The 24981-nt window shown below is 75.6% G+C and carries 20 protein-coding genes and 1 pseudogene; 5 read left to right on the top strand and 16 right to left on the bottom strand.

The genetic code is table 11. The features are described 5' to 3' along the window. Together ACVCAH_RS11205 and ACVCAH_RS11200 are read right to left on the bottom strand one after the other, a co-directional pair. On the bottom strand, positions 1 to 838 hold an 838-nt coding region (locus ACVCAH_RS11205; RefSeq protein WP_447136005.1), incomplete at its 3' end, for a hypothetical protein. A 16-nt stretch (positions 839 to 854) separates the two neighbouring features. Further along, a complete protein-coding gene (locus ACVCAH_RS11200) occupies positions 855 to 1487 on the bottom strand; it encodes an RNA polymerase sigma factor (protein WP_447136004.1) in 633 nt (210 codons plus the stop codon). Positions 1488 to 2022: 535 nt separating this feature from the next. Between ACVCAH_RS11200 and ACVCAH_RS11195 the strand changes: the two genes are divergently transcribed. Further along, positions 2023 to 3378: a protein kinase domain-containing protein gene (locus ACVCAH_RS11195; protein ID WP_447136003.1), complete on the top strand. Its 1356-nt coding sequence runs from the start codon at positions 2023 to 2025 to the stop codon at positions 3376 to 3378. Between the two features lie 262 nt (positions 3379 to 3640). On the opposite strand, the gene ACVCAH_RS11190 is transcribed toward ACVCAH_RS11195, so the two are convergent. The 5 genes and pseudogenes from ACVCAH_RS11190 to ACVCAH_RS11170 all read right to left on the bottom strand — a co-directional run bounded on the left by ACVCAH_RS11190 (position 3641) and on the right by ACVCAH_RS11170 (position 9711). Next, positions 3641 to 6121, bottom strand: a complete 2481-nt coding sequence (locus ACVCAH_RS11190; RefSeq protein ID WP_447136002.1) for an ABC transporter permease — start codon at positions 6119 to 6121, stop codon at positions 3641 to 3643. Further along, positions 6118 to 6895 (bottom strand): annotated as a pseudogene (locus ACVCAH_RS11185) (ABC transporter ATP-binding protein). Before ACVCAH_RS11185 ends, ACVCAH_RS11190 begins: the two are co-directional and overlap by 4 nt. Positions 6896 to 7040: 145 nt before the next feature. Then, on the bottom strand, positions 7041 to 7706 hold the full coding sequence (locus tag ACVCAH_RS11180) for a response regulator (protein WP_447136001.1): 666 nt from the start codon (positions 7704 to 7706) through the stop codon (positions 7041 to 7043). Beyond that, on the bottom strand, positions 7703 to 8944 hold the full coding sequence (locus ACVCAH_RS11175; protein ID WP_447136000.1) for a sensor histidine kinase: 1242 nt from the start codon (positions 8942 to 8944) through the stop codon (positions 7703 to 7705). The genes ACVCAH_RS11180 and ACVCAH_RS11175 overlap by 4 nt, the downstream gene beginning before the upstream one ends. A gap of 83 nt (positions 8945 to 9027) precedes the next feature. Further along, a complete protein-coding gene (locus ACVCAH_RS11170; protein WP_447135999.1) occupies positions 9028 to 9711 on the bottom strand; it encodes a DUF305 domain-containing protein in 684 nt (227 codons plus the stop codon). Positions 9712 to 9849: 138 nt separating this feature from the next. Between ACVCAH_RS11170 and ACVCAH_RS11165 the strand changes: the two genes are divergently transcribed. Then, positions 9850 to 11295: an LVIVD repeat-containing protein gene (locus ACVCAH_RS11165; protein ID WP_447135998.1), complete on the top strand. Its 1446-nt coding sequence runs from the start codon at positions 9850 to 9852 to the stop codon at positions 11293 to 11295. A gap of 307 nt (positions 11296 to 11602) precedes the next feature. On the opposite strand, the gene ACVCAH_RS11160 is transcribed toward ACVCAH_RS11165, so the two are convergent. Then, positions 11603 to 11824, bottom strand: a complete 222-nt coding sequence (locus ACVCAH_RS11160; protein ID WP_447135997.1) for a DUF2188 domain-containing protein — start codon at positions 11822 to 11824, stop codon at positions 11603 to 11605. A gap of 102 nt (positions 11825 to 11926) precedes the next feature. Here ACVCAH_RS11160 and ACVCAH_RS11155 point away from each other — a divergent pair, with 102 nt between their 5' ends. Beyond that, positions 11927 to 12925: a linear amide C-N hydrolase gene (locus ACVCAH_RS11155; protein ID WP_447135996.1), complete on the top strand. Its 999-nt coding sequence runs from the start codon at positions 11927 to 11929 to the stop codon at positions 12923 to 12925. A gap of 52 nt (positions 12926 to 12977) precedes the next feature. Here the strand turns inward: ACVCAH_RS11155 and ACVCAH_RS11150 are convergent, their stop codons facing one another. Then, positions 12978 to 13970 (bottom strand): sigma-70 family RNA polymerase sigma factor, encoded by a 993-nt coding sequence (locus ACVCAH_RS11150; protein ID WP_447135995.1) that lies wholly within the window; start codon positions 13968 to 13970, stop codon positions 12978 to 12980. Positions 13971 to 14067: 97 nt separating this feature from the next. On the opposite strand from ACVCAH_RS11150, the gene ACVCAH_RS11145 reads away from it, so the two are divergent. Beyond that, positions 14068 to 14691, top strand: a complete 624-nt coding sequence (locus ACVCAH_RS11145) for a maleylpyruvate isomerase family mycothiol-dependent enzyme (RefSeq protein WP_447135994.1) — start codon at positions 14068 to 14070, stop codon at positions 14689 to 14691. 86 nt (positions 14692 to 14777) lie between these two features. On the opposite strand, the gene ACVCAH_RS11140 is transcribed toward ACVCAH_RS11145, so the two are convergent. From ACVCAH_RS11140 to ACVCAH_RS11115, 6 genes are all read right to left on the bottom strand, one after another. Continuing rightward, entirely contained in the window at positions 14778 to 15707 is a 930-nt protein-coding gene (locus ACVCAH_RS11140; protein ID WP_447135993.1) for a PfkB family carbohydrate kinase, read from the bottom strand. Positions 15708 to 15888: 181 nt separating this feature from the next. Then, positions 15889 to 17502, bottom strand: coding sequence for an asparagine synthetase B family protein (locus ACVCAH_RS11135; RefSeq protein WP_447135992.1), 1614 nt, complete (start codon positions 17500 to 17502; stop codon positions 15889 to 15891). Between the two features lie 5 nt (positions 17503 to 17507). Continuing rightward, a complete protein-coding gene (locus tag ACVCAH_RS11130; protein WP_447135991.1) occupies positions 17508 to 18476 on the bottom strand; it encodes a hypothetical protein in 969 nt (322 codons plus the stop codon). Between the two features lie 152 nt (positions 18477 to 18628). Beyond that, positions 18629 to 19411, bottom strand: coding sequence for an isocitrate lyase/PEP mutase family protein (locus ACVCAH_RS11125; RefSeq protein ID WP_447135990.1), 783 nt, complete (start codon positions 19409 to 19411; stop codon positions 18629 to 18631). After that, positions 19408 to 20424 (bottom strand): cytochrome P450, encoded by a 1017-nt coding sequence (locus tag ACVCAH_RS11120; RefSeq protein ID WP_447135989.1) that lies wholly within the window; start codon positions 20422 to 20424, stop codon positions 19408 to 19410. Before ACVCAH_RS11120 ends, ACVCAH_RS11125 begins: the two co-directional genes overlap by 4 nt. Before the next feature lie 110 nt (positions 20425 to 20534). Further along, the gene (locus ACVCAH_RS11115; protein WP_447135988.1) at positions 20535 to 21281 is read right to left on the bottom strand and encodes an ArsR/SmtB family transcription factor; all 747 of its coding nucleotides are present in this window, start codon (positions 21279 to 21281) and stop codon (positions 20535 to 20537) included. A gap of 130 nt (positions 21282 to 21411) precedes the next feature. Between ACVCAH_RS11115 and ACVCAH_RS11110 the strand changes: the two genes are divergently transcribed. After that, a complete protein-coding gene (locus ACVCAH_RS11110; RefSeq protein ID WP_447135987.1) occupies positions 21412 to 23622 on the top strand; it encodes a family 43 glycosylhydrolase in 2211 nt (736 codons plus the stop codon). A gap of 46 nt (positions 23623 to 23668) precedes the next feature. On the opposite strand, the gene ACVCAH_RS11105 is transcribed toward ACVCAH_RS11110, so the two are convergent. Continuing rightward, complete coding sequence (locus ACVCAH_RS11105; protein WP_447135986.1) at positions 23669 to 24967, bottom strand: ABC transporter substrate-binding protein; 1299 nt, start codon at positions 24965 to 24967, stop codon at positions 23669 to 23671. Between the last annotated feature and the right edge of the window lie 14 nt (positions 24968 to 24981).

Here is a 24981-nt window from a genome sequence, read left to right as displayed (position 1 = left end):
CGGCGGGCGGCCGGGCCCGCGGGCCCGCGGCGGGCCCGGCGTCCCGGCCGGCGGCGGGCCGGGCCTGCGGGCCGGACGCGGGCACGGCCGGTTCGGCGGGGCTGCCGTTCCGGGACTTCCCCGGCGTGGGCTTCTCAGACTTCCCCGGCGTGGCCTTCCCGGAGGGCTCCGGCGTGGCCTTCCCGGAGTTTTCCGGCTCGGCGGCGCCCGGCACCCGGTCCCGGCAGTAGCCCTCGACCCGGTCCCGGCCACCGGCGGCGCGCACCAGCCCGCCGAACGCCGGCATGTCCAGCGCCTTCTCCCGTTGCGCCGGCGGCTTGGCCAGGTACGCCCGGCACAGCCCGGTGAGCTGCTCTTCGCCGGCGGGCAAGGGCCCGTCGGTGCCGGGCCCGGTGGTGGGCGGCGCCGGGCTGGGCGCCCCGGCGCCGGCGGACGTGGCCGGCCCGCCGGGCTGCCCGGTGGTCGGCTCCGGCGCCGGGGTGGCGGGCCGGGGCGGCGGGGTCGGATCCTGCGGGCGGTCCAGCGTGGCGGCGGCGAACGCGGCGCCGGCGGTCGCGGTGGCCGCGATGCCGGCGATCCAGGCGACGGCGCCGGCGGTGAACCCGCGACGGCGCGGCGTGCGTCCCGGCGCGGACGCCGGACCGGCCGCCCGGGCCGCGCGGAAGGCCGCCATCGCCGCCTCCTCCCCCGCCAGCTCGCCGGGACGGGCCGGGGCGGCCGCGGCGGACAGCAACCGGGCGAGCGGGTCCGTCCCGGCGGAGGTGTCGGGACGGGCGGCGTCGAGCAGCCGATCGGACTCGGTGCGGTCGGCGGGCCGGCCGGACCGGCGGAAGCTCATCCTGAATCCCCTCACGTCAACCGTCCGCCGGCTCGGCGTGCGGGGCCTGCCGGCGCCCGTTACGCGGACGGGGCGGGGCGGGGCCCTCCGGTACGGCCGGCGGCTCGGCCGGGTCGTAGCGTTGTTCCATCATCGCGGCGAGCCGGCGCAGTCCACGGTGCGCGGCGGTGCGCACCGCCCCGGGCCGCCGCCCCAGCACCCGGCCGGCGGTCTCCGCGTCCAGCCCGATGACGGCACGCAACAGGACGGCCTCCGCCTCCCGGGGCGGCAGAGTCGAGATCAGCGCCAGCGCCGCCTCGGTGCCGATCGTCTCGCCGGCCCGCTCGGCGGTGTCGGCGTCGCCGGCCAGCTCGCTGAGGGCCTGCACGGGCACCGGCAGGGACGGACGGCGGCGCTGCCGGCGCAGGTGGTCCATGGCCCGGTTGCGGGCGATCGTCACCGTCCAGGCGCGGAACTCGCCGCCGGTGAAGCTGGGCAGGTCGCGGGAGATCTGCAGCCAGGTCTCCGAGGCGACGTCCTCGGCGTCCGCACCGACCAGGGCGGTGAGGTAGCGGAGCAGGCCCGGCTGGAGGCTGCGGTAGAGGAAGCGGAACGCGTCCTCGTCGCCGGCCTGGGCGGCGACGACCGCCTCGGTCAGCTCACCGCTCACGGGTCCGCCGCCGGCTCCGGATCGCGGGCACGGCGCGGCGGCGCACGCCGGATCCGGCGTGCGCGACGCCAGTCCGGTCCGGCAGCCGGACCTGATCCCGCACCCTCAGCCCCCCGCTGACCTGTTCGCGCCCGCGGCCGCAGCGGCCCGGGCGGTATGTCTTGGACACTCGCCACGGGCACCCGGCCGGCGGCGTGGTGCCGCGGCGGAGCCGTGGGGCGGGCCCGAGTCGGGCTAACGCTAGGAGGCGAGGGCTGATCGGACAAGTCGGCAACGGTAAGGAAAAAAGTGAGAATTGTCTAGCCGATCGGCCGGCGGGTCGCCGTAACGCGGTGGGCCCGCGGAACGCTGCGGTGCCGCCGTCGGGGCCGTTCGCCCAGCACAGCCGGAGTACGGGCGACTCTCGTCACGGAAGGTGCCGGGCCGGTCACAGGATATCCGAGGATGTCGACGTGGCGACGCCCCCGCCGGCCCGCCGGCGGCGGGCGGCGCGGGCCGGTCGCGACGAGTGCTTCAGCAGCGCTCTGGGTACGGTATGGCTGTGTTGTCATCGGAGGTCGTGCTCAGCGGCCGTTACCGCCTGGACGAACGTGTCGCCACCGGCGGCATGGGCGACGTCTGGCGTGCCTCGGACCTGGTCCTCGGCCGTCCCGTCGCGGTCAAGGTGCTGCTGCCGGCGCTGGTCTCCGACCCCGACTTCATCGCCCGGTTCCGCGCCGAGGCCCGGATCATGGCCGCGCTGCGGCACCCGGGCATCGTGCAGGTCTTCGACTGCGGCGAGGACGACCTGCCCGACGGCAGTCGCGCCGACTACCTGGTCATGGAGTTCGTCACCGGTCAGCCGCTGTCGAAGCGGATCGAGGCCGCCGGCCGGTTGGACGTGGCCGAGACGATGTCGATCGTCGCCCAGGTGGCGCAGGCGCTGCACGCCGCGCACACCGGCGGCATCGTGCACCGGGACGTGAAGCCGAGCAACCTGCTGGTGCAGGAGGACGGCTCGGTCGTGCTGGTCGACTTCGGTGTCGCCCGGTCGACCAACGTCACCAGCATCACCAGCACCAACGCGGTGCCCGGCACCGCGCTCTACATGGCCCCCGAGCAGGCCGCCGGCCGGCCGGTCTCCGGCGCCACCGACATCTACGCCCTGGGCGCCGTCGCGTACTGCTGCCTCACCGGCAGCCCGCCGTTCACCGGGGACAACCCGCTCCAGGTCGCCGTGCGGCACCTGGACGACGAGCCGCCGGAGCTGCCGCACGACATCCCGGAGGCGGTCCGCGTGCTGGTCGGGCGCGCCCTGGCCAAGGATCCGGCCGACCGGTTCGGCAGCGGCGCCGCGATGGCCGCGGCGGCCCGGGCCGCGGTCTCCGACCCGTCCGCGCCCACCGCCATGGTGCCGGCGGGGGCGGCCGGCCTGCGCCAGGCCGGGCCGGACACCCGCACCGACATGCCGGCGGCGGTCGGCGCCGCGACCGGGCGCCGGCGGCGGGGCACCCTGGTCGGCGCGACGGGAGTCGTGGTGGTCGCCCTCACCGCGCTCGGCGTGGCGCTGGGCGCGGCCCGGGAGGCCGACGCCCCGGCCGTGGAGATGCCGACCAACGCGCCGGCCACCGCGCCGAGCGGCGACGCCGAGCTGCCGGTGCCGGATGACAGCCCGGTCAACCCGGCGGACCGGCCAATCCGGCCGGCCGGCTCCACCGGGAAACCCTCGGCGTCGGTGAACCCCACCCCGAGCGCGCAGCCCAGCGAGACCAGCAGCCCGGAGTCCCCGGCGCCGACCGAGACGCCGTCGAGCCCGCCGAGCGAGACCCCGTCCACCCCGGCGTCGCCCTCGACACCGGCAGAACCGCCCACCACTCCGCCGGGCGACACCGGCGGCGGATCGGCCGAGTGACCCCGGCGGGGCCGGCCGGCACTGCCGTACCACCGGCACCGATATTCCCAAAACGGACTCACGATGCCGAAGACCGCCCTATGGTCGAAGGCAGGTAGCAGGTTCCGTCACCGCGTACCCCGTCGCCCGGCGTGGCGGCCCGGAACCTCGGCGCGGCGGCTGCGCGCTCGCCGCAGGCCGCGGTGGACCCGGCACCGCTGGCCGGTCCCGCCGCCGCGACATGCGGCGGGACCGGCCGGCGGATGTCACCGCTATCCGGCGGTCACTGGTCGCCGAGCGCCTCCACCACCGGCCGGGCCAGCGCCCGGCGGGCGGGCAGCACCGAGGCGCCCAGCGCCGCCAGCACGGCGACGGCGAGGATGAGCCCGAGCTGCCCCAGCGGCAGCACCAGGTGGAAGTCCCCGCCCATCCGGGCGAACAGGGCCATCGCGGCGGCGCTGACCCCGGTGCCGAGCCCCACCCCGAGCACCGCGCCGACCAGCGACATCAGCACCGCCTCGACGGCCAGCATGGCGCGCATCCGGCCCCGGGTCAGCCCGACGGCCCGCAGCACCGCGTTCTCCCGGGTGCGCTCCACCACCGACAGGCTCAAAGTGTTGGCCACTCCGACCAGCGCGATCACCACGGCCAGGCCCAGCAGCGCGGTGACGAAGGCCAGCAGCATGTCCACCGTGCCGGTCAGCATCTCCTTGTACGCGCCCTGGTCCATCAGGTTGACCGTCGGGTACCGGGCCAGGACCGTCGCCACTGCGTCCCGGGCCCGGTCGGTGGAGACCCCGTCGGCCGGGACGACCTCGGCCAGGAAGCCCCGCTGGTCCGGGAAGAGCGCGGTGAAGTCGTCGTCCGCCACGTCGATCACGTGGCCGGCCGGCACCGCGCCGCCGACCGGACCCGACCCGTCGTCGGTGACCACGGCGGCGACCCGCAGCGCCCGGCCGCGCACGGCGACCGTGGAGCCGGCCGTCCAGCCGCGCGCCTGCGCCAGTTCCCGGTGCACCAGCACCGTGCCGGGACCGAACCCGTCGAGGTCGCCCGCGACCACCCCGGTGAGCGTCCGGGCCACCAGGGCCGGGTGGGCGGCCCGGATCTGCATCCCGGCGGAGACCGCGCCGCGCTGTTCGTGCACCACCCCGAGTTCGGGGCGGGCGCGCAGCTCACCGGGGAGCGTCGCCGGCAGGTCGCCGCCGATCCCGGTGACCACGAGGTCGACCCCGATCTCGGCGTCCACGCTGCGCTCGATGCCGTCCTTGGTGCTGCGGGCGCCGACCACGAACGCGGAGACCAGCCCGATCCCGATCACCAGCGCGGTGGCGGTGGCGGCGATCCGGCGCGGGTTGCGCACCGCGTTCGCCACGGCCAGGCCGGCGGTCGCACCGAACAGCCGGCGGGCCGGCCAGCCGAACACCCGCACCAGGGCCGGCACCAGCACCGGCCCGAACAGCACGATGCCGAAGAAGGTCAGCACCCCGCCGGCCGCGACCAGCACCACCTGGACGACGAACGCGGCGCCGACCAGCGCGGCGATCCCGGCGGCGAAGACCACCGCACCGACGGCCAGCCGGGACCGGCCGGCGCGGCGGGTGGGCTGCACCGCCGCGTCGGTGAGCGCGGCGACCGGGGCGACCCGGGTGCCCCGCCAGGCCGGCAGCAGGGCCGCGCCGACCGTGATCGCGGTGCCCAGCACCAGGCTGACCAGCACGGTCGGCGCGGTGACGGTGAGCCCGCCGGAGACCGGCGCGTCCAGCCGGGACATCAGCTCGCCGAGGCCCGCGGCCAGCCCGAAGCCGATCAGCACGCCGGCCGCGGAGGCGGCCAGCCCGACCACGGTCGCCTCCAGCAGCGCGGCGCGGAACAGCTGCCCCCGGGTCGCCCCGACCAACCGCAGCAGCGCGGTCCGTCGGGTCCGCTGGGCCAGCACGATGGCGAACGTGTTGGCGATGACGAACCCGGCCACCACCACGGCGATCCCGGCGAAGGTGAGCAGCACCATGTTGAACTGCTCCAGGTTGCGGACCGCCTCGTCGACCGCGTCGTCGAGGATCTGCTGCCGGCTCTTCACGGTCGTCCCGGCACCGGCCACCGCGGCGACACCCCGGGCCAGCTCGGCCTCGGGCACGCCGGGCCGGGCGGCCACCATGATCCGGCCGTACCCCTTCTCCCCGGTGACCGCGAGGGCGTCCGGACCGACCAGGCCGATGAACGGCCCGCCGATGTCGCGCGCGGTGTCGGCCACGTCCACCGTGCCGACCAGGGTGTAGGGGCGGGCCGCTCCCCCGGCGCCGCCGACGCGTACCGGTGTGCCGAGGGTGAAGCCCTCCGCAGCGACCGTCGGCGCGTCGAGCACCACCTCGCCGGGACGGTCCGGCAGCCGGCCGGCCACCACGTCGTACGAGCGCAGGGCCGGCTCGACCGGGATGGCGGCCAGCACGGCGTAGCCGAGGACGGGCCGGCCGTCGGCGCCGACCACCCCGCCGGTGCCGGTCAGCTCGCCCGCCGCGGCGGCCACCCCGTCGACGGCCCGTACCCGGTCGACCAGGGCCGGCGGGAGCGGTTCGGAGTCGGCGTAGACGCCGAGGTCGGTGTGCCGGTCGAAGGCGCCGGCCCGGTCGTACGCGCCGGCCCGCATGCCGTCGACGAAGATCAGCGTGCCGGCGATGAACGCCACGCCGAGCACGACGGCCAGCGCGGAGAGCAGCAGCCGCAGCGCCTCCGCGCGCAGCGAACGCAGGGTCAGCCGGATCACCGGGCCACCGCCTCGCGGGCCGGGTCGAGACCGGCGAGCGCGTCGAGGACCCGCTCGGCGGTGGGGGTGGCGAGGTCGCGCACCAGCCGCCCGTCGGCGAGGAAGACCACCCGGTCGGCGTGCCCGGCGGCCACCGGGTCGTGGGGTCACCATCACCACGGTCTGGCCGAGGGTGTCGACCGCCTCTCGGAGCAGCCGCAGCACCTCGGCTCCGGAGCGGGAGTCCAGGTTGCCGGTGGGCTCGTCGGCAAAGATCACCCAGGGCTTGGTGATCAGGGCGCGGGCCACCGCGACCCGCTGCTGCTGCCCGCCCGAGAGTTCCGCGGGGCGGTGCCGCAGCCGGTCGGCCAGCCCCACCGCGGCCACCACCTGGCGCAGCCAGCCGGGGTCGGGGCGGCGGCCGGCGATGGCCAGCGGCAGCACGATGTTCTCCTCGGCGCTCAGCGCGGGCAGCAGGTTGAACTTCTGGAACACGAAGCCGACCCGGTCGCGGCGCAGCAGGGTGAGCCGGCGGTCGTCCAGCCGGGTGAGGTCGGCCTCGCCGATGCGCACCTCGCCGGCGCTGGGCCGGTCCAGGCCGGCCAGGCAGTGCATGAGGGTGGACTTGCCGGAGCCGGACGGGCCCATGATGGCGGTGAACCGGCCGGCGGCGAAGTCGACGTCGACGCCGGCCAGGGCGACGACGGCGGCCTGGCCCGAACCGTACCGCCTGGTGAGGCCGCGGGCGGTGACGGCGACGCCGGCGGCGGCGTGCGCGGGAGGTGCGACGGACACGTGGAACTCCCCGTGGAGGTGGGATCTGACGCCACCGACGCTAGGCGCGGAACCGGTCAGTTGATCTCCACCTGCGCGCTCGACCTGACTACCTCCCCGGTCGCCCGGCCGGCCCCGAGCCGTACGACCCAGGTCGTAGCCGCCGTCAGCCGCCGGGGGTGACCAGCCCGCTCTCGTAGGCCAGCACCACGGCCTGCACCCGGTCGCGCAACCGCAGCTTGGCCAGGATCCGCCCGACGTGGGTCTTCACGGTGGCCTCGGCGACGTGCACCCGGGCGGCGATCTCGGCGTTGGACAGCCCCTGGGCCACCAGCAGCAGGATCTCCCGTTCCCGCTCGGTGAGCTGCGCCAGTCGCGGGTCCTCCGTCGGGCCGGGGCCGAGCTGGCCGGCGAACCGGTCGAGCAACCGCCGGGTGATCGGCGGGGCGACCACCGAGTCGCCCTGGGCGACCACCCGGATCGCGGCCAGCAGCTCCTCCGGCGGGACGTTCTTGAGCAGGAAGCCGCTGGCCCCGGCCTGGAGGGCGGCGAACGCGTCGGCCTCGGTGTCGAAGGTGGTCAGCACCAGCACCCGGGGCGGGCCGGCGGGCCGCCCGGCGCAGAGCCGGCGGGTCGCCTCCACCCCGTCCATGGTCGGCATCCGGATGTCCATCACCACCACGTCCGCCTCGACCCGGGCGAGCACCCGCAGCGCGTCGGCGCCGTCGATGGCCTCGCCGACCACCTCCAGGTCGGGCTGGGAGTCCAGCACCATCCGGAAACCCGCGCGCACCAGCGCCTGGTCGTCCACGATCACCACGCGGACCGTCATGCCGCCACCACCTCCGTTCCGGGCGTCGACGGTAGCGGCAGCCGCGCCTGCACCTGCCAGCCCCCGGCCAGCCGGGGTCCGGCGGTCAGGCTGCCGTCGTACACCGCCACCCGCTCGCGCATGCCGACCAGGCCGTGACCGCCGGACGGCGCCGGTCCGACCACGCTCCGGCCGCGCCCGTCGTCGACCACCCGGACCAGCACGGCGTCGGGTTCGTGGGCGAGGGCGACGTCGACGCCCGCGCCGACGCCGGCGTGCTTGAGCGCGTTGGTCAGCCCCTCCTGCACCACCCGGTAGACGGTCAGCTCCAGCCCGGGCGGCAGCGGCGCCGGCTCGCCGGTCACCGTGTGCCGCACCGTCAGGCCGGCGCTGCGGAACCGGTCGAGCAGCGCGGGCAGCTCGGTCAGCGCGAGCCGGCGGTGCTCCGGGTCGGCGGTCACCGCCGCGCCGCCGGGCGCGCCCGCCGCGCCGGAGCCGGCCGCCGCCTCCGGCCGGCCCTCCTCCCGCAGTACGCCGACCAGCCGGCGCATCTCCTCCAGCGCCTGCCGGCCGGTGTCGGCGACCACCTTCACCGCGGCCCGGGCGGTCTCCGGGTCCCGGTCGAGCATGTACCGCGCCCCGTCGGCCTGGACGATCATGACAGCCATGCTGTGCGCCACCACGTCGTGCAGCTCGCGGGCGATCCGGGTGCGCTCGCTGGCGACCGCGGCCCGCGCCTCGGCCTCGCGTTCCCGCTCCAGCGTGGCCGCCCGCTCCTCCAGGCTGAGCACGTAGAGCCGGCGGGTGCGCACGTTCAGCCCGACCAGCCAGACGCCGCCGGTGACCAGCCCGAAGTAGATCGCGCTGCCCCACCAGGGGCCGGGTCCGTCGACCTGGAGCGCGGCGAGCACCACCCCGACGGCGGCGGCGATCCCGGCGAGGACGCCGTCCCGCAGCCGGTCGGCGTACTTGACGACGCTGTAGACGGCGATCAGCACCCCGACGTCGAAGGCGAGCGGCCCCCAGCCGACGACCACCTGGCCGAGCGCGAGCAGCCCCACCGCGACGGCCACGGCCGACGGGTGGGTGCGCCGGAACAGCAGCGCGACCCCCATCGCGCAGCCGACCAGGGTCGCCTTCCACCCGCCCGGCTGGGTCACCACTCCGACGAGACCGAAGAGCACCACCACGCCGGAGACGAAGGCGTCGAAGGCGAGGCTGCGCAGCGGACGGCCGAGGAGCGTGCGGTTCACGGTCACCCAGCGTACGTGGCCGGGCGGGCGGGGCAGGCCTCCGCCATGATCGCTTTTGGGGACGCGGGGCCGGGCGGCCCCCCCGACGATCAGGAAGCGAGGAGTTCGCGCATCCGGGCGATCTCGACGGACTGCTCGGTGGCGACCGAGTTGGCGAACTCGGAGAGGGTGAGGTCGGAGCCGACCTTGAGCAGCTCGGTGGCCATCTCAATGGCCCCCTGGTGGTGCTCGGTCATCATCTGCACGAAGAGCCGGTCGAAGTCGGCGCCGCGGGCGGCGGCGAGCCGGTCCATCGCCGCCGGCGTCTGCATGCCCCGCATGGCGCCGTGGTCGTGCCCCTCGACGTGCTCCGACAGGCCCCGGTTCTGCAACCAGCCGCGCATCATGCCGATCTCCGGCCCCTGGCTGGCCCGGATCCGCTCGGCGATGGCCCGCACGTCTGGGTCCGCGGCCCGGTCGGGGGCGAGTTCGGCCATCACCAGGGCCTGCCCGTGGTGCGGGATCATCATGCGGACGAACTCGACGTCCATCGCGTTGTGCGGACGCTCACCGGCGCCGCGGACCTCCTCGGCCGGCCGGACGGCCGCCGACTCGCCGGGACGGCCCGGCACGATGACCGGCGGGCCGGTCGGGCCCGGCGTGCCGGTGGGCGCGGCGACGGGTCCGGTGTCGCTCGCCGGGTCGCCGCCGGCCCGGACCACAATCAGGATCACCAGCGGCAGGACGAGGGCCAGTGTGACGATCGCCAGGGTCCGCGCGCGCCGGTTGGTCATGGGCCACTCCCTGAGATCGAGGTCACCGCGATGCTATCCATTGAGGAAGGCACTGCCATGTGACTCAGGTCACATCGAGGGATCTCGAGGCTCGGTAGGGTGTGGACAGCCGTCATCCCCCTCCCGAAGGGCTCGCCGATGATCAGATCCTCCACGCCGCGAACACGGCAGTTCACATTCGTGAGCCTGGCCGCGGCCGGCCTCCTCATCGCCAGCGTCATGACCGCCCCACCGAGCAACGCCCGAGTGGCACCGCAGGCCGCGCCAGCGGGCACTGTGGACGCCAGCAGCACCGTCCCCGGTGTCGACGAGATCGTCAGCAGCCCCAACCTGCGGCAGATCGCCAACCTGCCGAAGCAGGCCCCGCTGACCGCCACCAACAGCGACCTCGCCTTCCAGGGCAACTACGCCTTCGTCGGCAACTACAACGGCTTCGTGATCTACGACATCGCCCGCCCCAGCGCGCCGGCCATCGTGTCGCAGGTGCTCTGCCCGGGCTCGCAGAACGACATCTCGGTCTACGGCAACCTGCTCTTCCTCTCCACCGACTCCTCGCGCAGCAACGACTCCTGCAACAGCGTCGCGCAGTCCGCGACCATCAAGGAGTCCTGGGAGGGCATCAAGGTCTTCGACATCAGCGACAAGACCAGCCCGCGCTACATCAAGGCGGTCGAGACCAACTGCGGTTCCCACACCCACACCGTCGTCCCGGCCAAGGACGGTGCCACGGTCTACCTGTACGTGTCGTCGTACTTCCCGTCGGACCAGTACCCCGACTGCCAGCCGCCGCACGACTCGATCTCCATCGTCAAGGTGCCGCTCGACGCGCCGACCGCCGCGGCGGTCGTGGCCACGCCGAACCTCTTCCCCGACGGCGGATACAAGGGCAGCGGCAACGGCACCGCGACCAGCGGCTGCCACGACATCACCGCCTTCCCCGCGAAGGACCTGGCGGCCGGCGCGTGCATGGGCGACGGCATCCTGCTGGACATCCGCGACCGCGAGGCGCCGCGGGTGATCGACCAGGTGCGCGACACGAAGAACTTCGCCTTCTGGCACTCGGCCACGTTCAACAACAGCGGCACCAAGGTCGTCTTCACCGACGAACTGGGCGGCGGCAGCGGGGCGACCTGCAACCGGAAGATCGGGCCCGACAAGGGCGCGGACGCCATCTACGACGTCACCGGCCGCGGTGACGACCGCTCGCTGGTCTTCCGCAGCTACTACAAGATTCCCCGGGAGAACGCCGACACCGAGAACTGCGTCGCCCACAACGGCTCGCTGATCCCCGTGCCCGGCCGCGACATCATGGTCCAGTCCTGGTACCAGGGCGGCGTCTCGGTCTGGGACTTCACCGACTCGGCCAACCCGAAGGAGATCGGCTACTGGGAGCGGGGCCCGGTCTCGGCCACCCAGCTGACCTTCGGCGGCACCTGGTCGGCGTACTACTACAACGGACACGTCTACTCCAGCGACCAAAAGGGGCTGGACGTGCTGCGGATCGACGACGAGTCGATCCCCGGCGCGAAGACGAGGCGCGTCGACCAGCTCAACGCGCAGACCCAGGTCGAGTACCGGGACTGACCGCGACGACACGGGCCCGATCCCGCCAGGGGTCGGGCCCGTGTCGCGCCGAGGCGGGCGGCACGTCGGCGAGCGGCACTGTGACAATCGGTCGGCCCGGCGCCCCGATTGGTCATGGACCGACCGCCTCCGGTCGAGGTCACCGCGATGGCGTCCATCAACGGGCGAGCTATCCTGTGACTCAGCTCACATCGACGGCCGTCATCGGCTGGTAGGCCGCACGACACACAGAACCGGGCCCGGCCCCCATCCAAGGGGCCGGGCCCGGCCACGTCCGCAACCCGTGGCGCCGCTCGGGTTCCGCCGCTCAGCCCGCCGGCGGGTACGGGTCGTTCTGGTAGGTGTACTCCGTCTCGATCTTCCCGTCCGCGTTGTGCACGACGAGCTGGCTCGGCTCGTTGCCGTGCGCCGCCTTGCGGCCCGCCTCGACGGCACGCTGCTTGGTGTCGAAGGTGCCGACGACCTGGTTGCCCTGCTCGACCTTCCAGCCGCCGCCGTTCGGCACGACGTGGTATTCGTTGCGCTTCATGCCACCTGCCTCTCGTTCGTGGCGATTCAGGTACCCCGGTCTCCCGCGCCGAAAACCGGGACGGTGGACAACCGTCTATCGCTGCCATAGCGTCCAACAGATATGCGGAGGACTCTGTGGGGCGCCGGCGTCGCCCTGGCACTGGCCGTGACCGCCTGTTCCGCTGCCGACCCGGAGCCGGGCGCGCCGGGCGCCACCGGGACGCCGATCGCCTCCCGCCAGGACCCGGGCCAGGTCGAGCAGACCCTGGCCAGCCTGCGCAGGGTCGACGACCTGCCGCTGTACGAGATGACCTACGTCGGGGCGTACGACCCGACGGTGGCCACGGACGCCAGCCCGACGACCAAGCCGTTCGGCTGCTCGCTCTTCGTCGCCGCCGGTGACCCGGGGCGACCGCTGTTCGCCCGCAACTTCGACTGGGACGCCAATCCGGCGATGGTGCTGCGCACCGACCCGCCGGACGGCTACGCGAGCATCTCCGTGGTGGACATGTCCTACCTCGGGGTCGGCGCCGACCCGACGAACGACCGGCGGCTGCTCAACGCCCCGCTGCTGCCCTTCGACGGCATGAACGAACGCGGCCTGGCGGTGGGGCTGGCCGCCGATGACGCCGCCCGGGCCGACCGCGACCCGGGCAAGCCGACCGTCGGGTCGGTACGCATCCTGCGGCTGGTGCTCGACCAGGCGGCCACGGTGGACGAGGCGGTGGCCGTCTTCAACCGGTACAACGTGGACTTCGACGGCGGGCCCCCGCTGCACTACCTCATCGCCGACGCCACCGGCGCCTCGCTGGTGGTCGAGTTCACCGACGGCCGGATGCGCGTCGAGCGGGGGTCGGGCGGCTGGCAGGCGCTGACCAACGTGCCGGTCGCCGGGGTGCCGGAGCAGCGCCGGCGGGAGGACCACCGCTACGGGGTGATCGCCGAGGCGCTCAGCCGCAGCGGCGGGGTGGCCGACGCTCCGGCCGCCTTCCAGATCCTCGCCGACGTCCGCCAGGCGCACACCCGCTGGTCGGTGACGTACGGCCTGCGCAGCGGCGAGGTCCGGCTGACCACCGCCTCAGGCGGCGGCGAACGCCGCTACCAGATGCCGGTGAGGTGAGCGGGTCGGCGTACCCGCCCGTCGCGGCCGTGCGGCCCGGCCGGCGCAGCGGTCAGCCGCTGGACGGCACGTGGACCGCGGGCGGGGCGGCGGCGTCGAACAGCGGCAGCAAGCGTTCGGCGTCGAGGTAGGTGGTGATGCCGGCGACCAGTCCGTCGGCGACGTCGAGCAGGACCAGCCCGAAGGGTGCGTGCCGGCCGTCGGGCCCGGGCCGGGTCTGCCAGTACGCCGGAGAGCCGTTGGCCGCGGTGGGCACCAGCCGGGCGCCCGCGCACGAACCGGCCGGGTCGAGCAGCACCCGCCGGATCTGGTCCCGGCCCCGCAGCCACCACCGGAAGGGCGGCATCGACATTGTGGCGTCGGCGTGCAGCAGGGCCACCAGCGCCGGGATGTCGTGCCGTTCGAACGCGGCGCAGTAGCGGGCGAGCAGGTCGCGCTCGGCCGCCGCGGCCGGTCGGGGCGCCGCGGCGGGCGCCCGGTCGAGCTTCGCCAGCGTGGCCCGGGCACGCTGCAACGCGCTGGTGACCGACGCGACGCTGCCGCCCAGCAGCTGCGCGACCTCGTCGGCGCGCCAACACAGCACGTCGCGCAGGATCAGCACGACCCGCTGGCGGGGCGGCAGGTGCTGCAACGCCGCGACGAACGCCAACCGGATCGTCTCGCGCCGCAGGGCGACCTCCTCGGGGCTGCCGGTCGAGGGCAGCACCCGGCCGTCCGGCACCGGCTGGATCCAGGCCCCCTCCGGCAGCGGTGCGCCGAGGGCCGACCCGGCCTCCGCCGCCGGGCCGAGGTCCATCGCGACGGCCCGGCGGCGGGCGCCGCGCAGCATGTCCAGGCAGACGTTCGTGGCGATCCGGTAGAGCCAGGTGCGCAGCGACGCCCGCTGCTCGTCGTAGCGGTCGTACGACCGCCAGGCGCGCAGCAACGTCTCCTGGACCGCGTCCTCGGCCTCGAAACCGGACCCGAGCATCCGGTAGCAGTAGCCGGTCAGCTCGACCCGGTAGGTCTCCAGCCGCGCCACCCCGCCCGTCGCCGTCTGCGTCACGGCTCGACCATACGCGCCACCGCCGACGCCCCCGACCGATGAGTTTCCGGCGCCCGGCTCGTATCCCCCGAGAGGCGACGACGACGGGAGGCGGGTCATGACGGAGGACGAACTGAGGGCCGCGGTGGTGGCGGAGCGGCGCGAGCAGGCGGACCTGCTCGCCACCCTGCGGCCGGAGCAGTGGGACGCGCCCACGCTCTGCGCCGGCTGGCGGGTACGGGAGGTGGTCGCGCACACCACCATGCCGTTCCGCACCTCGCTCGCCCGGGCGGTGTTGGAGCTGGCCCGGGCGGGCGGGAACGTCAACCGGATGGCCGACCGCTGCGCCCGCCGCGACGCGGCCCGGTTGCCGGCCGAGAACCTGCTGGCCGCGCTGCGCGAAAACGTCGCGCATCCCTGGACGCCGCCGGGCGGGGGCGTCGGCGGGGCGCTCGCGCACGACGTCATCCACGGCCTCGACATCACCGTAGGTCTGGGGTTGGACCGCCGGGTGCCGCCGGAGCGGGTCGCCCTGGTGCTGGCCGGGATGCGGCCGCGGAACATCGCGTTCTTCGGCGTCAACCTCAGCGGGGTGGCGTTGCGCGCCACCGACCTGGACTGGGGCCACGGCACCGGAGCGGACGTCCGGGGTCTCGCCCAGGACCTGCTGCTCGTGCTCTGCGGACGCCGCCTGCCCGCCGGACGGCTCGCGGGCCCGGCCGCGGCACGGTTCGCCCGATAGCGGCGGCCGGGCAGCGCCGGTCGTCGGCGGCGGTAGCCGCTACCCGCCACCGGGCCGGCACCGGCCTGCCGGTGGCGGGCGGCCGGTCAGCGGTCGGGGATCCGGTCGAGCTGCGCGCGGATCGCCTCGGGGGTCAACGACGGACGTCCGCCCGGGTGGCCGACGGTGGCGCCGGCCGCGGCGACGGCGTACCGGGCCACCCGCTCCCGGGGCTCGCCGCGGAGCAGCCCGAGGGTGAGCGCGGCGACGAACGCGTCCCCGGCTCCGGTGCTGTCCACGGTGGGCGTCTCGCTCAACGGCACGAACAGCTCACCGTCGGGCCAGACGAACGCGTTGCCGGCCCCGGCCACCTCGACGGCCAGCAGGGACGGGCCGCGCCGCAGCAGTTTGCGTCCGGCGGCCAGCCCGGCCTCGGCGTCCGCCGGCTCGTCGCCGGTGAGGAGAGCGACCTCGCGGGCGTCCGCCCGCAGCACGTCGGCGAGCGTCAGCAGGTCGTCGGCGGCCGGATCCGCGGGTGCCCCGTCGAGCACCACCAGCCGGTCGGCGGACCGGGCGGTCCGGACCGCGGCGAGCGCCGCCGCCGGCGGCTGCTGCAACTGCACGAGCACGGCCCGCGCGTCCCGCAGCGCGTCGGCGGCGGTGGCCACGTCGTCCGGGGTGAGCAGGACCGCCTCGGGCAGGTCCTCCAGGTAGCGCCAGCGGGCCTCCCGGTCGACCAGGTCGACGATCAGCCCGGTGCGCGTTCCGGGGCGGCGCACCACCGTGCCGACGTCCACCCGGTCGGCGCGGGCCTGGGTGAGCAGCCGCTCCCCCACCTCGTCGTCGCCGACCACCCCGAGCAACCCGACCCGCGCGCCGAGCTGCGCCAGGCCGACGGCCTGGTTGGCGCCCTTGCCGCCGAGCAGTTCGCGGCGGCACCGCACCGCGGCGCTGCCCCCCGCCGGCGGCAGCTCGTCCACCTGCACCACGAGATCCCGGGCCACCTGCCCGACCACCAGCACGTCCAGTTCCGCCATGTCCGGCTACTACCCCGGCCGGCGCCGGCCACGCCCCATCACGAGGGAGCCGCCCACGCCCCCGCTGCCGCTTCCCTGCCGTGTCGCCGGTCCGGCGCGCGGAGGTCGCCGTGACACCGCGGGCAGTCGACGACGGCCGCGGCTCGGGATCGGCGCCGACGGTCAACCCGGGAGCGGCACCTCAGCCCGGCAGCGGGGCTTCCTCGTCGCCGCGGGTCCGGCGCGGGCCGACCAGCCGGCGCACCACCGGCGCGGCGTTCCACTTCGCCGCGCCGACCAGGTCGCGGGCGTGCTCCAGGACGGTGTAGTCCGGCCGCTCCCGGCCGGCCGCGAGGGCCCGGTCCAGGTCGTTGCCGCAGCGGGTGAGCACGGTGTCGAAGTCCCGCCGGACCGGTTCCAGCAGGTGGTAGCCGAACTGGCGGTGCAGCCGGGCGAAGAGCGGCTTGTAGAGCCGGGCCCGCTCGTGCAGCCCCGACGAGTAGGACATCGGGCTCTTCGGCCGCCGCCGTACGTAGTCGGGCAGCAGGTCGGCGAAGGCCCGGCGGACGATCCACTTCTCCTGGCCCTCGCGCAGCTTCAGCCCGATCGGCAGCCGCATCGCCAGCTCCACCACGCTCGGGTCGAGGAACGGCACCCGGGCCTCCACCCCGTGTCCCATGCTGGCCCGATCGATGCGCTGCAACTCGGTCCGGTACAGGTTGCGGATCCTGTGCAGGAAGAGCCGGTGGGACGCCTCGGGGCCCACCTCGTGGTACATCGGGTAGCCGCCGAACAGCTCGTCCGAGCCGTCCCCGGTGAGCACCACCTTGACGCCCAGCTCGCGCAGCCGACGGAAGATCGGCACGGAGACCACCGCGTTGATGATGTCGCCGTACTCGGTCAGCTCGGAGATCCGGATCGCCTCCCGGATGTCGGCCAGCCGGATGTCGCGCGGGCGCAGCTCGACCACCTCGTGCGGCACGCCCAGGTCGGCCGCGAGCCGCCGGGCGTACGCCACGTCCGGGCTATCCGGCGCGCCCACGGTGACCGCGACGCAGTCCGGGTGCATCTCGCGTACGTGCAGCAGGGCCAGCGAGCTGTCCAGCCCGCCGGAGAGCACCACCCCCACGGTGAGGTCGGTGTCCACCCGCACCCGGATGCTGTCGGTCAGCGCGGCACGGACGAGCACGGCGGCCTCGTCCGGGTCGTCCACCACCGGCAGCCCCTCGCCGAGCCGGAGCAGGTCGACGTACGGGCGCAGCAGCACCGACCCGTCGGGATCCGCCCAGCCGTGGTGCCCGGGCGGCACCTCGGCGATCGGGGTGCCGTGCCCGACCAGCGCCTTGACCTCGCTGGCGACGTGCAGGCAACCGGGCGTGCGGGTCCAGTAGAGCGGCTTGACCCCGAGCGGGTCGCGGACCAGGTAGGCGCGGCCGGTGGCGCGCTCCACGACGGCGAAGGCGTACTCGCCGCGCAGCCGGCCCACCATCCGCTCGCCCCACCGCAGGAACGCGGCCAGCACCACCTCCGTGTCACTGGCGCTGCGGAACCGGTACCCGAGCCGCGTCAGCTCCGCGCGCAGCTCGTGGTGGTTGAAGACCTCGCCGTTGTAGCAGAGCACCCACCGCTGGTCGGCGGACGTCCACGGCTGCACCGCCCGCTCCCGGTCCACCACCCGCAGCCGCCGGACGCCGGTGAGCAGGCCGTTCTCGTACCGGGTCTCGGTGACCTCGCCGCGCGGCGCGAGCACCGCCAGCATCCGCCGGAAGATCGCCGGGTCGGCCTCCGGGCCGAGGCTCAACACGAGGCCGCACATCCCGCTCAAACCCCCATCTCGGCTTCGTACGCCCGGCGCAGCCGCCGCCGCGCCCCGGGCGCGAGGCAGACGTGCCAGGCCTGGCCCTCGTCGACCACGTTGACCTCGCCGGCCTGCTGCCGCGCCAGCAGCAGCCCGGCCAGGGTGTCCCGGACGCCGAACCGGTCGAACCAGGCCATCTCCACGTCGGCCGCCCAGCCGAGGCAGTGTCCGCTGGGCACCATGGCGGCGTAGCCGAGGCGGCGCAGCCGGTACTGGTGCTCCGCGCTGCGGACCAGACTGGTGACCCAGAGCGGCGGGGTGCCGGGCGGGGTGCTCGCGGCGAACTCGCGGCCGAGGTCGTTGAGGAAGGCGACCACCTCCCGCCGGGTCCTGCGGAACAGCAGCCCGGCGGTGCGCGGGGTGGCGTCCGGGCGCAGCCGGCGGCGCAGCGCGCGCACCCCACGCCCCAGCACGGTGCCCGGCTGCTCCTGGTAGCGGAAGCGGAGCAGGTCCCGCCGGCGCAGCCACTCCAGGTCCACCAACTCGGCGCTGCCGTTGACCTGAGCGTCGGTCAGGTAGGTGGGGGCGTCGCTCCACCACATCACGTCGATGCGGGAGAGCAGGTAGATCCGGACCAGGGCGGTCAGGTCCGCCGCGGAGCTGCGCTCGTTGGGCTGGTAGCGGGCCATCTCCAGCAGCAGCGTCTCGCGGGCGCCCACGAAGCCCTGCGGGGTGGCGTCGAGCACCGCGGCGATCGCCGGTTCGCGCAGCCGCGCGTCGATCAGCACCTGCCGGGCCGTGGTGGAGGGCGCGCCCGCCAGGGCCCCGACCTCGAGCAACAGCTCGGCCACGGCGTCGCGGTAGGCGTCCAGGTCGGGGCCGGAGGACGGCACGGTCCGGCGCACCGCGGTCGGCGGTCGGCGCCGCGCGGGGGGGGTGGACGTGGCGGGCGGCCTGGGCTGGTGTCCCGGGCTTCGGCTGGGCACGCGCATGGTCGGTATCTCCCGTCACGACAACGGTGGGCACCCTCTGTGGCACACCGTAAACAGCCGGACCGGGTCAAGTCCGAACAATCCTCCTATCTTCCCCGGAAGGGATACGAGCAGCCCGGACGGCCGCCGGACGGCCGACAGGGGACGAACCGCTAGTCGGCGGACGACCCGCTCAGTCGCTGCACCTCGGCGTACGAGGGCAGCCCGGCGGGGACGCCCCGGCCGGCCAGGACGTCGAGGGCCGCGCCGAGCGCGGCCCGGAACAGCAGGGAGCCGGTGCTCACCCGGGCCACCCCGAGCGCCCCCAGCTCGGCCGGGCCCGGGCCGTCGGGCGAGAGCAGCACGTTGAGCGGGGCGTCGACCGCGGCGGCCAGCCGGGCGATGGTGGCGGGGTCGGCCACCCCGGGCACGAAGACGCCGTCCGCGCCGGCGTCCCGGTAGGCCCGGGTCCGGCGCAGCGTCTCCGGGAGCGGGTCGGGCGTGCCCAGCCACCAGGTGTCGGTCCGGGCGTTGACGAACAGCTGCGGCACGGCCGCCTTGACCGCGGTCACCTTCGCGGACGCCAGCTCCGCCGGGGCGAGGCCGCCGTCGGCCCGGCCGTCCTCGAGGTTGATCCCCACCACGCCGAGCGCGGCCAGCTCGGCGGCCAGGTCGGCGACCTCGGCCGGGTCGTCGCTGAACCCGGCCTCCACGTCGACGGTCAGCAGCACGGGGAGCCGGCGCAGCAGCCGGGCCAGCCGGACGGTCTCCGCCCGGGTGGCGGCCGCGCCGTCGGGCAGCCCGGCGGCCGCGGACACGCCGAGGCTGGTGGTGCCGACGGCCGGGTGGCCACGCGCGGCGAGGGCGGCGGCGCTGGCGTGGTCCCAGGCGTTGGGCAGCAGCAGCGGCCGGCCGGCGTGGTGCAGGGCGCGGAAGGCGGCGCAACGGTCGGTCATCGGGGACGTACCTCCAGCCGGGTCGGCACCCGCAGCAGCGCGTGCGGTTCGTGGTGGACCGGGGCGGCGACCGGTCGGCAGCGGCGGCGCAGCACATCGACGACGCCGGCGGCCAGCGCCAGGGCGTGCCGCTCCCCCGGGCAGCCGCGCGGTCCGGCGCCGAAGGTCAGCCCGGCGCCCGGGCGCCCGGGGGCGAGGCGGTCCGGGTCGGCGAAGACCGCCGGGTCCCGGTTCGCGGCGTCGAAGCGCAGCAGCAACGGGCTGCCCGGCGCGAGTTCCCGCCCGCCGAGCCGGACCGGGCCGGTGGTGACCCGCCGGGTGCCGCGTACCGGCGGGTCGAGCCGGAGCACCTCGGCCAGCAGGTCACCGGTGGGCACCTCGGCGGGCCAGGCCAGCACGTGCCGGCTGGCGGCGCCGATCAGGCCGGCGGTGGCGTCGGCGGCCTGGACCAGCAGGCCGATCCGGTTGGCCCGGACCTCCGGATCGGCCGGTGGGGTCAGCGCCAGCAACGCGGCCACGGCCCGATCGGCGCGCCGGACCGCGGCCGGGTCGGCCCCGGGATGGTAGGCGGCGGCGACCGCGGTCACCGCCGGCACGGCCGCGTCCGGGTCGGCGAGGCCGAGCCGGTCGGTGAGCACCCGCAGCGGCACCCGGCGGGCGAGCGCGCCCATCACGTCCAGCCGGTCACCGGCGCGGTCGAGCGTCTCCCCGGTGAGCCGGGCCGCCGCAGGGCGCAGCTCGTCGGGGTCGAGGGCGGCCAGCGCGGCGACGCCGACCGCCCGACGGGCCGGGTGTCGCCCGGGTGGGCTGAACCGGCTCACCGCGCCGCGCAGCCAGGCCAGGGTGCCGGGCGGGCCGGGTTCGGCGGTCGGTACCTGGCAGGCCGGGTCGAGCAGCGCGGCCCGGACGTCGGCGTACCGGGTCAGCAACCAGCCGGTGGCCGGGTCGAGGGTGGGCGGGCCGCACGGCGGGGTGCCGGGCCCGGGGGCGAGGAGGGTCGTGGCGACGGTCACCCGGCCGACGGTAGGGCCTGGTCGGTTCGGTCTCCGCCGAAGCAACCGCCGGCGTCCGCCGCCCCCGACCGGCGCGCCGGTCGGCCGGTGCCGACGACGGGCGGACCCGCTCAGGCGCGGCCGCCGCCGGTGTCCGGGGCGGCGGCGGGGACGAGGTCGGCGACCCGCAGGCCGAGCGCGCCGGCCAGCGCGGGGGCGCCGGCCGGGGTCAGCCGCACCGCCCGGCCGGTGCCCCGGGTGAGCCAGCCGAGGTCGAACAGCCGCCCGCAGAGCGCCGCGCCGAGGGCGCCGGCCAGATGGGGACGCCGCTCGGTCCAGTCCAGGCAGTCGCGCAGCTGCGGGCGTCGGGCCGTACCCGGCGACGCGACCGGGACGTCCAGCCCGTCGAGCCAGTCGCGCCCGGCCGGGGTGAGGGTGAGCCCGGCCGCGTCGTCCAGCAGCCCGCGGGCCAGCATCGTGTCGCGCAGCAGCACACCGAGCCGTCCGGCCAGGTGGTCGTAGCAGGTCCGGGCGTACGCCAGCGCCGCGTCGGCCCGGGCGGCGCGCAGCGAGCGGACGGGCCGCGCGGCGCCCGGCCTGTGGCCGGCCAGGTCCTCGACCAGCTGCGCCACCGACGGCCCGGCGAGCCGGAGGTAGCGGTGCCGGCCCTGCCGCTCCTCGACCAGCAGCCCACCGCGGACCAGCCGGTCCAGGTGCTCGCTCGCGGTCGACGGGGCGACCCCCGCGGCGCGGGCCAGCTCGCCCGCCGTCCAGGCCCGGCCGTCGAGCAGGGCGAGGCAGAAGCTGGCCCGGGTGCGGTCGGCGAGCAGGCCGGCGAGGCGGGCCAGGGCCGCGCCGTCGGTGCTGGTGGCGCTCATCGCCCCATGCTGGCACGGGGACGCTTCGGCGCCCACCGACCGGTCACCAGCTCTTTACAACGTTGTATCCATCGTTGTAGAAACGGACGGAGTGACCCTCGTCGACATTCCCCCACCCGAGGCAGGTCTGATGGGACAACTCCGTCGTGGCGGTGCGCTCGCCGCCGTACTCGGTCTGCTGCTGGCGGCGACGGCGTCCGCGCCGGCCGTCGCCGCCCCCGACCCCGGCTACCGCAACCCGGTCTCGGCCGGGTTCGCCGACACCTTCGCCGACCCCGTCATCGTCCGCGGTGACGACGGCTTCTGGTACGCCTACGGCACCACCGATCCGCTGCGCGAGGGCGAGCGGCAGTTCCACCGGGTGCCCACCGCCCGCTCCGCCGACCTGGTCGACTGGACCTACGTCGGGGACGCCTTCGGCGCCGACCAGCGGCCCCCGTACGCCGCGGCCGGGGCCGGTTTCTGGGCGCCCGACGTGCGCCGGATCGGCGACCGGTACGTCATGTACGTGACGGTCACCGACACCGGCTCGCCCGGGGGCGGCGACTTCGCGATCGGCGCGGCGACCGCGCCCACCCCGACCGGCCCGTGGACCTTCGCCGACCAGCCGGTGGTGGCCCCACGCCCCGCCGGCGGTGGCTGGCTGTGGACCATCGACCCGACCCAGTTCACCGACGTCGACGGGACCAACTACCTCTACTACGGCAGCTACTTCGGCGGGATCTCGGTCACCGAACTCTCCCCGGACGGGCTGCGCGCGGTCGGCCAGCCGACCCTGGTGGCGATCGACAACAAGTTCGAGGGCAGCTACGTGCTGCGCCACGATGGCTGGTACTACCTGTTCGCCTCGACGGCGAACTGCTGCGCCGGCCCGGCCACCGGCTACTCCGTCCACGTCGGCCGGTCGCGTTCCGCGCGCGGCCCGTTCGCCGACCGCGACGGCATCGCGCTGACCGCGTCCCGAGCCGGCGGCACCCCGGTGCTCAGCCAGAACGGCAACCGGTGGATCGGCACCGGCCACAACGGCTTCCTCACCGACCTGTCCGGGCAGGACTGGATCGTCTACCACGCGATCGACCGGGCCGACCCGTACCTGGACGAGCCGTTCGGCATCAACGAGCGGCCGATGCTGCTGGACCGGCTCGACTGGATCGACGGCTGGCCGACGGTCAACGCCGGCGCCGGCCCGTCCGACGGCACCCGTCCCGCCCCGGTGACTAGCGGCCGGGTGGACGAACGCTTCGACGCCGGCCTGGCCGGCTGGCGGGGCACCGGCAGCTGGCGGGTCGCCGACGGCCGGCTCACCGGCAGCGGCGCGTTGACCAGCCGGAGCACGGTGGGCAGCGACGTGCGGGCGGAGACCGACCTGCGGATGGCCGCCGCCGGCACGGCCGGGCTCACCCTGGGCGGCCGGGTCGAGGTGCGCGTCGACGCGCCGGCCGGCCGGCTGGTGGCCCGCGACGGGCACCGTACCGCCAGCGCGGTGCTGCCGGCGGGCTACCGCCCGACCGACCGGCACAACCTCGCCGTCGAGGTCCGTGGCCGGCAGCTGGTGGCCGAGCTGAGCCCGGCCCGGCTCGGCGACCAGCTGGCCACGGTCGCCCTGCGGCTGGACCGCCCGGTGCCCGGGCGGCTCGGGCTGACCGCCACCGGCGGCGCCGCCGAGTTCGACAACGTCAGCCTCGCCCGGCTCCACCGGTCGGCCCGGCAGGCCGTGCCCGAACCACGGGCCGGCGCGCCGCTGCCCGCCTGGTCCGACGAGTTCACCGACGGCCTCGACCCGGCCTGGAGCTGGGTGCGGCCGGACCCGGCCGCCGTTGTGTCCGGCGGCGCGCTGCGCTGGCCGGTGCAGGCGGCGGACCTGACCGGCACCGGCAACACCGCGAGCGTGCTGCTGCGCGACGCGCCGCCCGGGGCCTACGTGGTGGAGACGAAGGTGACCCTCGACCTGGGCGAGGAGACCGTCCGCAACTACCAGCAGGCCGGCCTGGTCGCGTACGTCGACGACGACCGGTTCGCCCGGTTGGCCCAGGTGGCCATCTGGAACACCCGGCAGGTGGAGTACGGCTACGAGCTGCCCTTCGCCGGCCAGCCGGTGTACGGCGGAAACATCGTCGGCACCCCGGCCACCACCACCTGGCTGCGGCTGGCGCACCGGGTCGACCCGGCCACCGGGGAGCACGAGTTCCGGGCCGGGTCCAGCCGGGACGGGCGGCACTGGACCTGGGGCGGGGTGTGGACCTTCCCGGCCGACACCACCCCCCGGATCGGGTTGGTCGCCCACGGCGGCGCGCAGCCGCCGGTCACCGCCGAGTTCGACTACCTGCGGTTCCACCGCTGACCCGCGGTCGGGCCCCCGCCATGCGCGGGGGCCCGACCCGGTCGCCTCAGAGCTTCTCGTAGCAGGGCCGGTCCAGGTTGTACGCCTGCGCGGTCGGCCCGGTGAACAGCTCGCGCACCTGGCTCACCCCGGTCGGTGACGCCTTATCCGGCTTGTAGACCGCGGTGACCCGGACCGCGCCCTCGTTCGCCCCGGCCGCGTAGTTGCCCGCGGTGGCCGGCAGCATCCCCTCGTAGTCCACCGAGGAGAGCGACTTCACCGCCTTGAGCAGGCCGGCCCGGGTCAGGTCACCGTCGGCCACCGCCTTGGCCAGCGCCGCCTTCATCGGGTACGACCAGACCCAGCCGGAGGTGTAGCCGTCGTTCGGGGTGACCCCGGGCAGCGCCTCCCGCAGCGCCCGGTGCCCCGGGGTGTCGCTGCTCCAGGTGTTCCACGGCGCGGTCTGCTCGTAGCGGGCCAGCAGCGCCGGGGCGGCCGGGCTCTGCAGCAGCGCCGGGTTCCAGGTCGGGCTGGTGCCGATGAACCGCCCGGCGAAGCCGCGCGCCGCCGCCTGCCCGACGATCGTCGCCGCGTCCGCCGGGCCCATGGTGAGCACCACCAGGTCCGGCTTGCCGGCGAGGATGGCCTGGATCGCGCCGGCCTGCTTGTCCGCGCCCGAGTCGGTCTTGACGTCGGTGAAGGTCAAACCCAGGGTCTGCGCGGCCAGCTTCACCCCGGCCGCGGCGTCGTCGCCGTAGTCGCCGGCCAGGTGCACCGCCATCACCGACTTCGGGGCGTACGTCTCGCGGGCGTAGTCCAGCGCGTTCATCGACTCGATGCAGTAGTTCGCGCCCGACTCGATGATGACGTCCTCGAACGCGTAGCCGGAGGTCCACGCGGCCGGGGCGGCGATCACGTTGCTGGCCTTCATGTCGCCCAGGATCGCGCCGGTGGTGGGCGAGCCGAGGCTCTGCGCCAGCGCCAGCACGTTCGGCTTGATCTCCTGGTAGACCTGGTTGTGGGTCTGCGGGTTGTACTTGTTGTCCCGCACGAAGCGGGTCACGTCCACCTCGTAGTCGCCGATCCCGCCGGCGGTGTTGACCCGCTTCCAGAACGCCTTCTGCGCGTCGGTGATCGGCACCGCGAGGGCCCGGAACGGCCCCTCGGTGAGGTCGGAGATGATGCCGAGGTAGATGCAGCCCTTGTTGCGGTCGACCGCCTCCGGGCACGGCTCGGCGGTGACGCCGACGTCGGTGCGCAGCCCGGATTCGTCGGTCGTGGTGTCCCCGCCACGGCACGCGGTGAGCGTGCCGGCCAGCAGGATAAGGGCCACCCCGAGGGCGGTCCGCGACGTCCGTAGTGCCATGGCTTCCTCGCTCG

The sequence above is a fragment of the Micromonospora sp. LZ34 genome (assembly GCF_052981855.1).
The sequence above is the reverse complement of the archived record's forward strand: the minus strand, read 5'-3'. Positions and strand labels throughout refer to the sequence as shown.